This window comes from Fictibacillus solisalsi (genome assembly GCF_900103485.1).
GTDB classification, from domain to species: Bacteria; Bacillota; Bacilli; order Bacillales; family Fictibacillaceae; genus Fictibacillus_C; species Fictibacillus_C solisalsi.
The window spans coordinates 2,006,342-2,018,573 of record NZ_FNHW01000001.1; the positions used below are offsets into that span (position 1 = coordinate 2,006,342).

General features: G+C 44.8%; 13 protein-coding genes. 4 read left to right on the forward strand and 9 right to left on the reverse strand.

Annotated features, from left to right (window positions below):
* Positions 1–44: 44 nt before the first annotated feature.
* From nasC to nirB, 3 genes are read right to left on the reverse strand one after another with little or no spacing between them, the layout of a single operon-like run.
* Entirely contained in the window at positions 45–2,186 is a 2,142-nt protein-coding gene (gene nasC / locus BLT53_RS10350; RefSeq protein WP_090234608.1) for an assimilatory nitrate reductase catalytic subunit NasC, read from the reverse strand.
* A 35-nt stretch (positions 2,187–2,221) separates the two neighbouring features.
* Entirely contained in the window at positions 2,222–2,527 is a 306-nt protein-coding gene (nirD, locus tag BLT53_RS10355; protein ID WP_090234609.1) for a nitrite reductase small subunit NirD, read from the reverse strand.
* Positions 2,528–2,551: 24 nt separating this feature from the next.
* A complete protein-coding gene (gene nirB, locus BLT53_RS10360; RefSeq protein WP_090234611.1) occupies positions 2,552–4,960 on the reverse strand; it encodes a nitrite reductase large subunit NirB in 2,409 nt (802 codons plus the stop codon).
* A gap of 221 nt (positions 4,961–5,181) precedes the next feature.
* Between nirB and BLT53_RS10365 the strand changes: the two genes are divergently transcribed.
* Positions 5,182–6,387 (forward strand): nitrate/nitrite transporter, encoded by a 1,206-nt coding sequence (locus BLT53_RS10365; protein ID WP_090234612.1) that lies wholly within the window; start codon positions 5,182–5,184, stop codon positions 6,385–6,387.
* Between the two features lie 45 nt (positions 6,388–6,432).
* Here the strand turns inward: BLT53_RS10365 and BLT53_RS10370 are convergent, their stop codons facing one another.
* Complete coding sequence (locus tag BLT53_RS10370; RefSeq protein ID WP_170834303.1) at positions 6,433–7,740, reverse strand: alpha/beta hydrolase; 1,308 nt, start codon at positions 7,738–7,740, stop codon at positions 6,433–6,435.
* A 221-nt stretch (positions 7,741–7,961) separates the two neighbouring features.
* On the reverse strand, positions 7,962–8,162 hold the full coding sequence (locus tag BLT53_RS10375; protein WP_090234616.1) for a CsbD family protein: 201 nt from the start codon (positions 8,160–8,162) through the stop codon (positions 7,962–7,964).
* A 152-nt stretch (positions 8,163–8,314) separates the two neighbouring features.
* On the opposite strand from BLT53_RS10375, the gene BLT53_RS10380 reads away from it, so the two are divergent.
* Both BLT53_RS10380 and BLT53_RS10385 read left to right on the forward strand, forming a co-directional pair.
* Positions 8,315–8,881: a LemA family protein gene (locus BLT53_RS10380; protein ID WP_090234617.1), complete on the forward strand. Its 567-nt coding sequence runs from the start codon at positions 8,315–8,317 to the stop codon at positions 8,879–8,881.
* Complete coding sequence (locus tag BLT53_RS10385) at positions 8,881–9,615, forward strand: TPM domain-containing protein (protein ID WP_090234619.1); 735 nt, start codon at positions 8,881–8,883, stop codon at positions 9,613–9,615. Before BLT53_RS10380 ends, BLT53_RS10385 begins: the two co-directional genes overlap by 1 nt.
* Here the strand turns inward: BLT53_RS10385 and BLT53_RS25025 are convergent, their stop codons facing one another.
* The 3 genes from BLT53_RS25025 to BLT53_RS10390 all read right to left on the reverse strand — a co-directional run bounded on the left by BLT53_RS25025 (position 9,616) and on the right by BLT53_RS10390 (position 10,315).
* Positions 9,616–9,783 (reverse strand): hypothetical protein, encoded by a 168-nt coding sequence (locus tag BLT53_RS25025; RefSeq protein WP_170834304.1) that lies wholly within the window; start codon positions 9,781–9,783, stop codon positions 9,616–9,618. It abuts the gene before it with no gap.
* A gap of 97 nt (positions 9,784–9,880) precedes the next feature.
* Positions 9,881–10,030, reverse strand: coding sequence for a YrzI family small protein (locus BLT53_RS24700; RefSeq protein ID WP_139168389.1), 150 nt, complete (start codon positions 10,028–10,030; stop codon positions 9,881–9,883).
* A 138-nt stretch (positions 10,031–10,168) separates the two neighbouring features.
* Positions 10,169–10,315, reverse strand: a complete 147-nt coding sequence (locus BLT53_RS10390) for a YrzI family small protein (RefSeq protein ID WP_090234620.1) — start codon at positions 10,313–10,315, stop codon at positions 10,169–10,171.
* Positions 10,316–10,915: 600 nt separating this feature from the next.
* On the opposite strand from BLT53_RS10390, the gene menA reads away from it, so the two are divergent.
* Positions 10,916–11,806 carry a 1,4-dihydroxy-2-naphthoate octaprenyltransferase gene (gene menA / locus BLT53_RS10395; RefSeq protein WP_090234621.1) on the forward strand — a complete coding sequence of 297 codons (891 nt, stop codon included), beginning with the start codon at positions 10,916–10,918 and terminating at the stop codon, positions 11,804–11,806.
* A gap of 66 nt (positions 11,807–11,872) precedes the next feature.
* Here menA and BLT53_RS10400 read toward each other — a convergent pair whose 3' ends face one another.
* A complete protein-coding gene (locus BLT53_RS10400) occupies positions 11,873–12,112 on the reverse strand; it encodes a YrhC family protein (RefSeq protein WP_090234623.1) in 240 nt (79 codons plus the stop codon).
* Between the last annotated feature and the right edge of the window lie 120 nt (positions 12,113–12,232).

A 12,232-nucleotide genomic window follows, 5' to 3' on the forward strand; every position in this document is an offset into this window, starting at 1 on the left:
AAAGCAGTCTCTCCTTACAGGGAGAGACTGCTTTTTTGCCTTGGTCAATTTCTTGTCAAGTCAATGACAGGCGACACCCTGACAGCGCATACTTTAAATCCGGGCATCTTGCAGACAGGGTCAAGCCCCTGGTATGTAACGTTGTTCACATTCTGTTCTCCACCCCAGTGAAACGGGATAAACAAGGTATCTTCCCGTATCGAATCATCATACGCACCCCTGGCTTTCATTCTTCCTCTTGAAGAATCCACGTAGACCATGGTCCCATCTTTTATGCCAAATGCATTTGCTGTTTTCGGATGAATTTTGACAAAGCTTTCTATCTGGCGGGCAGAAAGAGCCGGGCTCCTTCTGGTTTGTGAGCCGGACAGATAGTGGCTCATCACCCTTCCCGTCGTCAAATGAAGCGGATAACTCTCTGATGTTCGCTCCTTTGGGACATGGTTGATGACAGGAAGCATCTTCGCTTTGCCATTTGGCCGGGCAAATGTTTCACTGAACAGCCTTCCCTCCCCCTTGTGGCCTTCTGTAGGACATGGCCAGTAAATTCGTTCATCCTTCAGCCGTGAATAAGTGATCCCAAAATAGTCCGCTTTTCCTCCCTTGCTCGCCACCCTCAGTTCATTGAAGATATCTTCTGCTTTGGTATAGGAAAAATAGGCTTCTTTCCCCAATACCCTTGCCACATCACACAGGATTTGCCAGTCGTGTCTCACTTCACCCGGGCAGCTTCGGGCCGCTCTTCTTAACGTCACCCTGCCTTCCAGATTGGTTAATGTCCCTTCGTCTTCCAAATACGAAGAACTTGGAAGCAACAGATCAGCGAGCCTGCCTGTTTCTGATACAAACATATCAACCACCACCAGACATTTAAGCCGCTTAAGCGCTTGAGCCGCAAGAGTGGCATTCGGGGTGGAAATCAGAGGGTTGGAACCCATGATGAATAAAGCCTTAATTTCGCCATCCGCTATCTTTTCCATCATTTCATAGGCAGAAATCCCTTTGCCTGGCAGCTCCTTTTCAGGGATACCCCACAGATTGGCAATATAGTTCCTGTGTTCCGGGTTTTCGATACTCCGGTATCCGGGCAGCTGGTCTGCTTTTTGGCCATGTTCCCTGCCGCCTTGTCCATTCCCTTGGCCGGTGACGGCTCCATAGCCTGCTCCAGGCTTACCAATATTCCCGGTGGCCAGAACCAGATTAATAAAGTTTCTGACTGTGTCAAAACCGTGTGTTTGCTGCTCCACCCCTCTGGCTGTAAAAACCATGGCACGGGAAACGGAAGCGAATGTAACAGCCGTGTACTCAATCATTTCACGGGGAAGACCTGTTAAATCAGCGATGGCATCCAGGTCAACACCAGAGATCTGTTTCAGCACTTCATCAAAACCTTCCGTTCGCTCCTTTATAAACTGCTCATCATGGAGATTGCGGTCAAGGATCACTTTTAACATGCCATTAACCAGAGCAGCATCCATGCCTGGCTTTACTTTTAAATGGAGATCAGCTAATTTGGTGGTTAAGGTTTCTCTTGGATCAATAGCGATGATAAATGCACCATTGTCCTTCGCTTTTCGAAAATAAGGAAGAAGCGTTGGCTGGCATTCGGCAATATTGGTTCCTGCAAGAATGATGCACTCTGCCAATGGAACTTCTTCCATTTCGTTCGTTAACCCCCGGTCCAGGCCAAATGCTTCATTCATTGCGGAGGCAGCCGCCGACATGCAATAGCGGCCATTATAATCGATATGCTTTGTCTTCAATCCCACTCTGGCAAACTTCCCAAGCAGGTATGCTTCTTCATTGGTTAATGAGCCGCCTCCATACACTCCGACAGAATCGGGACCGTCGTGCTCCTGAAGCGTGCTAAACTGCTCTTTAATAAAAAACAATGCTTCCTCCCACGTAATTTCTACAAATTGTCCATTCACCTTTTTCATCGGATGTAGAATCCGTTCTTTATGAAGGGTGTGCTGATGAGCATTCCTGCCTTTTATGCACAATCTTCCCTCGGAAACGGTATCTTTCAGCGGAAGAACTTTGTATTTTTTCCTGTCTCCCGTACGCTGTTCAAGCAGCTGCATGGTGCATTGAACACTGCAGAAGGGGCACTGTGTATCCATCACAGTTTCTTTTTCTGCATCCTGCTGCTGATGGCGAAAGTGTTCCAGAAAACTACTGGTCAATAGTACTCACCTTCCTCCCTCCTTTTCTATCATTCTTATAAACAAAGGTAGACCTTCTCTTCCTGCACTTCCACTTTATATGTTTTCACACAGCCCATATCCGGCCCTTGTGCCTCTCCACTGTCAGTGCAAATCTTCCAGTCATGCATCGGGCAGAATACATACTCTCCGCTTACCATTCCCTGGGCAAGTACGCCCCCTTTATGCGGGCAGCGATTTTCCACCGCTTTGATCTTTCCGTTGGAAAGCTTAAAGAGAGCAATATCATGCTCTCCCACTTTTAATGACATCCCCAGTTTTTCAGGTAATTTGCTCAGCTTGGCCACTTCAATCCGATTCATTTTGGTTTTCCTCCCTTTGATCTATTAAACACTCAGGCTTTCAAACAATTTCTCTTTGGTTTCCTTATTATTAATGATTTCTTTCCACGGCTCCTTCGTGTAGGAAAGGGCTTCTTCAATCCGGCCGACCAATTGGGAGCGGCCTTCTTCGTCAAAAAGAACTTCCCTGACATGTTCAAGACCCATTCGTTCAATCCATTTTGATGTGCGTTCCAGATAATGGGCGGTTTCTCTGTAATACTGCATAAAGGCGGCGGCCATCGTCACGACCTCTTCTTTCGTTTGTACGGTGCAAAGTAAATCACCGGCTCTCAGGTGGGTACCTCCGTTCCCTCCTACATACAGTTCGAAACCTCCATCCACCCCCACGATTCCAAAGTCTTTGATACCCGACTCGGCACAGTTCCGCGGGCATGCAGACACACTCATTTTCACCTTGTGCGGAGTGTTTAGCCGTTCAAACTTTTTCTCCAATTCAATCCCCAAACTGGTGGAATCCTGTGTCCCAAAACGGCAAAATTGTTCTCCCACACAAGTCTTCACCGTTCGAAGGGTCTTTCCGTACGCATAGCCGGAAGGCATATCCAGTTCTGCCCAGACGTTTGGCAGATCCTCCTTTTTAATGCCCAGAAGATCAATCCGCTGGCCGCCGGTCAATTTAATCATCGGAACATTATAAGCTTCCGCGACGTTAGCAATTTTTCGCAGATCTTCTGCGGTGGTCACACCTCCATACATTCTGGGCACTACGGAATACGTCCCGTCTTTTTGGATATTTGCGTGCATCCGCTCATTCACAAATTTGGAAGCTGCTTCATCTTCATGCTGGGGATTCATCATTCCCAAATAGTAGTTAAGGGCAGGACGGCATTTGGAACAGCCCTCCTTTTCCCTCCAGTCCAGAACATGCATAACTTCCTTCACAAACTTCAGATTTTTGATTTTAATTTCTTCAAGCACCTCTTCCCTGCTAAGACTGGTACAGCTACAGATCGATTCTTTTTGTTCGATATACTTAAAATCATCTCCCAATGTATATTCCAGCAGTTCCGAAACCACCGGTTTGCATCCCCCGCAGGAACGGGAAGCGTTGGTGCAATCTCTTACTTCGTCAAGTGAGGTTAGTCCCTGATTCACAATGGCATCGCAGATAGCCCCTTTGGTTACCCCGTTGCATCCGCAGACAACTTCATTCTCAGGCATCGAGGCAACGGCACTTTCTGCAGCTTCTTCCACAGGTGCAGCCAGCACCGCAATTTTCGGAATGCCGGAAACATCTTGTTTTTCAAGTATCATTTTAAACAGCCGCGGGCCATCCTGAATTTCTCCGAACATCACCGCACCAATCACACGATTATCCCGAAAGACGATCTTTTTGTATACTCCCTCCACTTCATCATAAATTTTCACTGATTTTGTGTGTTCATCATCCATAAAGTGACCAGCAGAAAACACATCAACACCAGATACTTTTAATTGTGTGGAAATTACAGAACCTTCATATTTGCTTGATCCGGTTTCAGTAATTCGTTCGGCTAAAATTTTCCCTTGAGCGTATAACGGTGCGACAAGTCCGTAAACCATTTCACGGTGCTCCGCGCATTCTCCCACTGCGTAAATGTCCGGTATTTCTGTCTCCAGGTAATCGTTGACGAGGATCCCTCTGTTTACAGCTATTCCGCTGTTTCGGGCAAGCTGCACATTCGGCCGGATGCCGACAGCCATCACCACCAGATCTGCATTTGCGACCGATCCATCACTGAACCTGACACCTTCTGCCCGCTTATTTCCTATAATTTCTGTTGTTTGTTTTTCCATTAAAAAGTTCATGCCTTGCTGCTCCAGCTCTTTCTTCAAAAGAGCAGCAGCTGTTCCGTCGAGCTGACGGTCCATCAACTGGCTGCCAAGGTGAACCACATCCACTTGCATTCCCAGATTGATCAGCCCCCTTGCCGCCTCTAATCCCAAAAGCCCTCCGCCAATGACTATCGCTTTTTTGTAATTCTGTGCAGCATCGATCATGGTTTCACAGTCTTTTATATCACGGAAAGCGGTGACTCCTTCTTTATCAGCACCAGGAACCGGAAGCATGAATGGTTCCGATCCCGTTGCCAGTATTAATTGGTCATATTCGACTTCCCTTCCAAGATCGGTATGCACACTTTTCCGATCTGAATCAATGCTTGTGACCGTTTCTCCTGTATATAGCGTGATGTTATTCTTCTCATACCACGCCCGGTCATTAAGAGTAATATCCTGAATGGAAGTATCACCTTGAAGAACGGTAGATAAAAGGATTCGATTATAGTTCGGATGCGGCTCACTTCCAAAAATGGTAATATCAAATGCCTCTGCTTTCATTTTCAAGATTTCCTCGATGCAGCGAACTCCGGCCATGCCATTGCCTACAAGCACAAGCTTCTTTTTTTCCATGGTAGCCTCCTGTTTAGTCAATATCCTATCTCTCTTTTTTAGAAAGGTACCACAACCGCTGAAGTTATTTCTCTTTGTATGTAAGAAAAACTGACATAGTTTTTTCAACCTATGAATTTTTTATGAGTTAAAAAAGTTTGTTACCTTTTCTTCCATTAATAAAGCAAAGCAGAGACAAGAACCGTAGACTAAAAAGAAAAATCAGGAATGGAGAGAGATGAATGAGTCTAAAAGAGTTAAGAAGTCACGGACATGCGCCATCACTGTTAGGTTCCTTTTTGTATTTTGATGTAAGCTTTATGATCTGGGTGCTCCTCGGTGCTCTTGGCGTCTATATTACAAAGGATTTTGGGCTTTCCCCTTCGCAAAAAGGGCTGATTGTCGCCATCCCTATTTTGAGCGGTTCGTTATTCAGACTATTGTTCGGTGTACTCACCGATCGAATCGGCCCCAGGAAGACCGCCGTTGGAGGAATGCTGGTAACCACCATTCCTCTTTTATGGGGGTGGTTATCTGGAACACATATTGCCGAACTGTATGGAATTGGCTTTTTGCTTGGTATAGCGGGAGCAAGCTTTTCCGCCGCTTTGCCAATGGCAAGCCGCTGGTACCCTCCGCATCTCCAAGGGGCCGCAATGGGCATCGCAGGAGCCGGAAACAGCGGAACACTGCTTGCCACCCTTTTTGGTCCGAGGCTGGCCGAACACTATGGTTGGAACGGAGTCATGGGCATCGCACTCCTTCCACTGCTGTGCACGCTGCTTTTATATCTTTTCATCACAAAAGATGCTCCCTCACAGCCTGCCGCTAAGCCAGTAAAGGATTATTTAAACGTGCTGAAAGTAAAAGATACCTGGTATTTTTGTCTTCTTTATTGTGTTACCTTTGGAGGATTCGTAGGCTTGACCAGTTTTTTAAGTATTTTTTTCGTGGATCAATATCACTTGCCGAGCGTTTCAGCCGGCAATTTTGTTACATTATGTGTCGCGGCGGGCAGCATTGTCCGTCCGATTGGCGGCATGATCGCCGACCGGATCGGAGGGATCAGGCTTTTGAGTTATTTGTTGATTGGCGCAACGCTATGCATGCTCGGTGTCAGCCAGCTTCCTTCCCTTTCATTAGCCACTGTTTTGCTATTTGCCGGCATGTCCTGCCTTGGCATGGGAAATGGTGCCGTCTTTCAATTGGTGCCTCAACGGTTTAAAAATGAGATTGGGGTGATTACCGGAATTGTAGGGGCTGCAGGCGGGGTTGGTGGTTTCTTTGTTCCGATTATCCTTGGCTCACTGAAGGAACTTTCAGGAACTTATGCTTCCGGTTTCATTGTTTATTCATTGATTGGCGGTTGTGCCTTTGTTCTTTTAATGGTAGCACAAAGCGCATGGAAGAAGACATGGGCTCTTCAGAAGAGCTCCATAAAATTGTAAGAGTACATAAAAACCGCCCTCTTCTTTTGAAAGAGGGCGGTTTTTTTAGTCTAGCTTTCGAATAATGACCCCAATTGTGTTTTGTTCTTCCTTTGACGGATTAGCTGAAAGCCTTACATTGAACTTGAGTTTTCCATTATGATCCGGCTTTAAGATCATTGTCTTATGATTTCCTTTACCATGCAGTTTAACGAGGTATCGTTTCTTCGGATGATACCAGGATGCTGTCTTAACTGCCGCGGTTCCTGAACCTGTTAGTGAAAATCCAGCTTTTGATACTTGGTTAATTTCAGCAAACTCTTCTGCTTTTCTGTTAAATTGCACGGTCCACCCATAAATGGAAAATACGGATTCTGCCGTTTTATATGAAAAGGGGCGCGGAGCCTTTGGAGGATGCTCAAACAATGTCATAAAACGGGGCAGTGTCTGCGCAAGATCCCGCTTCCAATATCCCCATGTATGAGAACCGGGTCCGTAGCTGTTCCATTCATGCGGAATGCCGAGCTCTGCCAGCCGGTTGTGCATGCTCGTGGACATGCTGTAGCAAATCTCTTCAACCGGGGAGGCCATACCGCCGTCCAAGGGACCGCCCGCTTGACCTGTGCCTGTATAAATCGACAAATCCATACCTGCTAAATTTTCGGCAAGATCCCACGGATTGTGGCTTCTCCATATGATTTCGTGGGTCTCGCGATCTCCCCAGACAGTTCCCGGAGGCACATTTTCCTGATTTTGAAAAATAGTCTTTTCCAGGAAGTCGGGATCCAAATTTGTATTCACCACACCTGAGAAAGAAGCGGCAGCCAAAAACAAATCCGGATGTCTGGCAGCATAGGACAAGGATCCGAACCCTCCCATGGACAACCCCGCAATGGCTCTTCCTTCTCGGGTATGTTTCACCCGGTAGGATTGTTCAACCCAGGGAATAAGTTCATTAATATGATAGGTCTCCCACTCCGGCTTCCCATAAGCTCCATCGTTGTACCAGTTGGAGTAGCTTCCTCCTCTGCCTGCATCAGGCATTACAATCACGAGAGGCAAGTCCTTTGTCATGTTTTCAATATCCCCGGCAACGGTCCAGGATTTATAATCACCGCAGCAGCCGTGGAGCATATAGAGCACGGGATACTTTTTCTTTGCATGCTGATCATAACCTTTTGGCAGGAGCACGCGCAGAGGCGTTTGTTTTCCAAGAGCCGGGCTGTCCAAAACAATTTCATGCAGTCTTTCAGATAAGGCTGTATCAGAAACAACTTTTAAACGCTCCTGGCCCTCTGCGTGTGTCTGCAGTGTCGGAAAGATTAAGAGGGCAAGGAAGAATGCAGCAAACCATTTAACCAACGGATGATACATGAAACAACCTCCCATTTATTAAAGATACTTAATTTTTCAATATTTATATAATTTTGTCAATTTACGTAATTATAAAAACAAAAAAGGGATCTTTTGTAGGAAGGTTGTACAGCAGGCTTGGGCATTTCTTCATATAAAAACATCCTCTCCAGGGAGAGGATGATCAATAAAATGAGGCAAAAAGACGTTTTGTCCTTTTGCCTCATTCGTATGATATACCATTATCTTCTGTTATCAAAAGCATCATTCACTTTGTCGGCAGCCTTCTCTTTCAGATCGCCGACTCCTTCGCGTGCTTCTCCTTTTATTTTGTCCTTGTTACCTTCTGCCTCTGTTGTTTCATCATTTGTAAGTTTGCCGAGGCCCCGTTTTGCCTCGCCTTTCAGCTTGTCCAATTTTCCTTGTGTCTGATCGTCATTCATGAATGGGTTCCTCCTTTAGTGAATTCAATAATGATCCATAGTGGTATATACCCATGTCGAAGGAATGTTAATCACCTGCCATATTTTTCGTTTTTAAATCATAGGATAAGGGAAAAATAAAAATTATCCAAATAGAATTGAGGAGTGTACATATGAAAAAAAGTTGGCTATGGCCCGTACTTATTATTGCTGTGCTTGTGATCTTGTTTTTCACCAGCTACAACGGGTTCGTAAATAGCGAAGAAGATGTAGACCAGTCCTACTCCCAGATTGAAACCCAGCTTCAGCGGCGTGTTGATCTCGTGCCCAACCTCGTCAGCACGGTCAAAGGATATGCCTCCCACGAAAAAGAGGTTCTCAAAGATATCTCTGATTCCCGTTCACGTCTTGCAGGGGCCAAATCCCCTCAGGATGAAGCCCAGGCGAACGACCAGTTGACCAGTGCCCTTAGCCGCCTGCTTGTGATTCAGGAGAGGTACCCAAACTTAAAGGCAGATAAGCAGTTTACCCAATTGATGGATGAGCTTGCCGGCACAGAAAATCGAATTGCTGTGGCAAGAAGGGATTATAATGAAAAAGTTGCTTCCTATAACAAAAAAGTTAAAAGGTTTCCAGGAGCCTTAATTGCAGGGATAGGAGGATTTGATAAAAAAGAATACTTTAAGGCCAGCGCCAATGCACAGGAGCCTCCAAAAGTTGATTTTGGAGGAAACAGCTGATGTTTTCCAAAAAATTCTCCCTCTTCTTAGGGTTGTTTGTTGTTTTTTCATTATTAACAAACGCCATTCCGGTATCTGCTGATGCGATACCGGAGCCAGAGGGAGACATTTATGTTCAAGACCATGCAGGCGTGCTTAGCCCGCAGGAAAAGTCGAAGCTCTTGTCCCAGGGAAGACTGCTGGAAGATCAGACAAGTGCACAGCTTGCTGTTCTTACGGTTAAATCCATTGGTGATACACCTATTGAAATGTATTCCAATGAGGCCTTCAGGAAATTTGGGCTTGGAACAAAGGAAGCGGATAACGGTGTTCTGCTAGTTTTGGCCCTCTCGCAGAAAAAAATCCGTATCGAAGTGGGATATGGTTTGGAAGGAGCGATTCCAGACGGCAAAGCTGGAAGAATTCTGGATGAAAATGCTGTTCCTTATTTGAAGCAAGGAAAAAATAATGAGGCCATCATCCATACGTATCAGGCCCTGTCCAAAGAAATCCAAAAAGAATACAAAGGACAGGATGCTCCCCCGTCCAAGAACAAGAAGGAGAATAAGGATCCGTTTTCCTGGTTTTACATTATCATTATCGTTGCCATTATCTTTTTGGACATTAAATTCTTTGATGGTTTCCTCACCTATATGATTCTTTCCATGCTTTCAAGAGGTGGAGGGGGTGGAGGGGGACGCCGGGGCGGCGGAGGTGGATCATCCGGCGGAGGTGGCGCAGGAAGGGGCTGGTAACTACTTTTTCAGCCATTTTTTCACATGCTCCTTCGGATCCCAGCAATTAAATTTATAGGAAGGCTTCGTATCGAACCCCAGTCTCACACATTCATATTTCATTCCGTTCTCCGTCCGTGAAGCCTTGAAGTTTATACACGTTGCACAGCAATGGATGTCTTTTTTCATGGATGATTCTCCACCTTCTTTACCAAAGTCGTTATCTTCATCATACCGTAAAAAAACCGCCCTGCAATGATTTCGCACGGGCGGTTTTGCTTTTCATTTATCTTAAATAGTTCGCCTCGCCAGCCTTCGTATGAGCCGCTTCGAACAATTCGTTCACATTTTGTTGATGCACATAATCTTTGTACGTTCTTTCATTCTTCCTTAATGAAATGGTCAACGTAGCAAAGAAAAGGTTCAATGTTAGCATACAGACTCCTCCTTTCCTGCTCTCTTTCCCTTTCAGGTCGTATCTTTCTCTGTTACCATCCAATCCAGAAATACCAGTTTTCGCTTCATCATTTCATACCCTCTCCTTTTCCATTAATTTTTTCGTTTTCGGGTCTTACTACATGTGAACATTATTCATCAATTTTTCATGAGTCTCTCGGTACATTTTCTTTACATGCTGCTGATGAATCATTCCATTTTGGCTTTTCATTTTACGCTGAAACGAAAGCGTAATCGTTCCAAAAAACAAGTTCAGTGTAATCATTGGGCATTCCTCCTTTCATGTGCATTTAACAGTCCATATCCTTCTCCAGTGAAAACCAGGTTAATAAAGCAATACTAATCATCATTTCTGTCATCCCCTTCACGGTTAGTTGTATAAAAAAAGGCCGCTGGGATTCAGATCCCCGCAGCCTTCCCTAAAAAAGGGCGCAAAAAAGCCACAGGGCATCATTCGACCTGCGGCGCTTTTTTATCAAAAATTACAAATTAAAAAAGCTGTGTCCATTGGCCGAACATCGTAGTGTTGCATGAAATTGTAGTTGTGCAGAAATAGATTGCAGTGATGCTGCAGCTGGTTGTAATCTCATCATGGTGTTCGACCTCCTTCATAAATTCTGATTATTCTTTACAGGGTAAGTATAACCATAACTTGGTAACTTGTAAACCACTTTTTTCAAACAATTTATTTATATGCGAAAGAAAGGGAAAAGATCACCCATTTTATACGTTTTTTCTCTAAAGAAAATGATTCCATACCTGCCAGCACAATTTCGCATGGACAGGCATATTGTGTACATTTTCACAAACATATGTATTATAATGGTTATGCTACACTATTTGTATTTTAGTAAGGAGGAACATTATGATAAGCCCTAAAGTTATTTTGGCTTCTACACGGCCATTTTCATTAACGGCTGCCATCATACCGGTTCTTTTTGGAACCATACTTGCTCTGCAATCCACAAGCATTAACTGGGGTTTGTTTCTTTTAACACTCCTTGGTGCCGTCTTTATGCAGTGCGGAACAAATCTGGTCAACGATTATTACGACCATGTAAAAGGTGCTGACCAGCCTGGATCACTCAGCCCTTCAGGCGTCATTGACCGCGGAGAAATGACCCCAAAACAAGTGCATATTACCGGTCTCATCTTTTTTGCTCTTGGGAGTATCATCGGCTTGGTTTTGGCAGGTCTAACAGGCCGCTTTATTCTTTATATTGGTATTCCATCTCTCTTGATTGGCTATTTCTATACGGCCACTCGCTACGCTCTGGCCTATAACGGGTTTGGAGAATTCGCTTCCGGCACCACGCTTGGTGTGCTTGCCGTAATCGGTTCCTTTTATGTCCAAACACTTACCGTCGGCTGGAATACTGTAATGATGGCACTGCCGAATGCCTTTTTAATTATGGCGATTTTGCAGGCAAATAATTTAAGAGACATTGACAGCGATAAATTGATTAACAAAATCACCGTCGCCGGCTTGCTCGGCAGAACCGGTGCCCGCATTGAATATTTGATTTTGATGATTGGCGCTTATGTACTGTTGCTGATCCTGGTGGCAATATCTCTGCTTCCTTCATGGAGTCTGCTCGCTTTCTTGTCACTTCCCGTGGCCATTAAAGCCCTTTCCATCAGTCTTCGCACCTGGGATCCCAAAGAATTGAATACTACACTTGGATTAACGGCGATGCTTCATTTAGGCTTTGGCATCCTTCTTTGCATCGGCACCTTAATCGGTATATCAATATAAAATAACTATCATTTTCAACAATATAAAAAAAAGTGACCCGCACAAGCTGCCGGTCACTTTTTTTATTTATGATTCTATATCCTGCAGCTGTTTTTTCAGCCGCTTTGCTTGATAGTACATAAGTGCAGTGAATCCTAGTCCAGTTAATGATGTGGTTCCGCAGACGATTTCATCGGTTACGTCTTTGCCTGCGAACGGAATGACGGTTCCCAAATACATAAAGGAACTTAGTCCTAATAGAACAATTCCGTAGTGCTGATAGTCCTGGATCTTCTGTTTGAGGTCTTGCAATACTTTTGATTCCATACTTTTAACCAGCCTCCTAACCTCTTTTATTACAATAACATAGAACAGGTACAAAGACACACGAAATTTTTGACAAATAAATGAAAAAAATCCCGTCTCCTCCAAACAGGAACGGGATTT

What these genes read in the sequence shown, in the direction of transcription:
- nirD (WP_090234609.1), bottom strand. Translation starts at nt 2,527, where the DNA reads ATGAATCGGATTGAAGTGGCCAAGCTGAGCAAATTACCTGAAAAACTG.
- BLT53_RS10370 (WP_170834303.1), bottom strand. Translation starts at nt 7,740, where the DNA reads ATGTATCATCCGTTGGTTAAATGGTTTGCTGCATTCTTCCTTGCCCTC.
- BLT53_RS10365 (WP_090234612.1), top strand. Translation starts at nt 5,182, where the DNA reads ATGAGTCTAAAAGAGTTAAGAAGTCACGGACATGCGCCATCACTGTTA.
- BLT53_RS10380 (WP_090234617.1), top strand. Translation starts at nt 8,315, where the DNA reads ATGAAAAAAAGTTGGCTATGGCCCGTACTTATTATTGCTGTGCTTGTG.
- menA (WP_090234621.1), top strand. Translation starts at nt 10,916, where the DNA reads ATGATAAGCCCTAAAGTTATTTTGGCTTCTACACGGCCATTTTCATTA.
- BLT53_RS10400 (WP_090234623.1), bottom strand. Translation starts at nt 12,112, where the DNA reads ATGGAATCAAAAGTATTGCAAGACCTCAAACAGAAGATCCAGGACTAT.
- BLT53_RS10390 (WP_090234620.1), bottom strand. Translation starts at nt 10,315, where the DNA reads ATGATTACACTGAACTTGTTTTTTGGAACGATTACGCTTTCGTTTCAG.
- nirB (WP_090234611.1), bottom strand. Translation starts at nt 4,960, where the DNA reads ATGGAAAAAAAGAAGCTTGTGCTTGTAGGCAATGGCATGGCCGGAGTT.
- BLT53_RS25025 (WP_170834304.1), bottom strand. Translation starts at nt 9,783, where the DNA reads ATGAAAAAAGACATCCATTGCTGTGCAACGTGTATAAACTTCAAGGCT.
- BLT53_RS24700 (WP_139168389.1), bottom strand. Translation starts at nt 10,030, where the DNA reads ATGCTAACATTGAACCTTTTCTTTGCTACGTTGACCATTTCATTAAGG.
- BLT53_RS10385 (WP_090234619.1), top strand. Translation starts at nt 8,881, where the DNA reads ATGTTTTCCAAAAAATTCTCCCTCTTCTTAGGGTTGTTTGTTGTTTTT.
- BLT53_RS10375 (WP_090234616.1), bottom strand. Translation starts at nt 8,162, where the DNA reads ATGAATGACGATCAGACACAAGGAAAATTGGACAAGCTGAAAGGCGAG.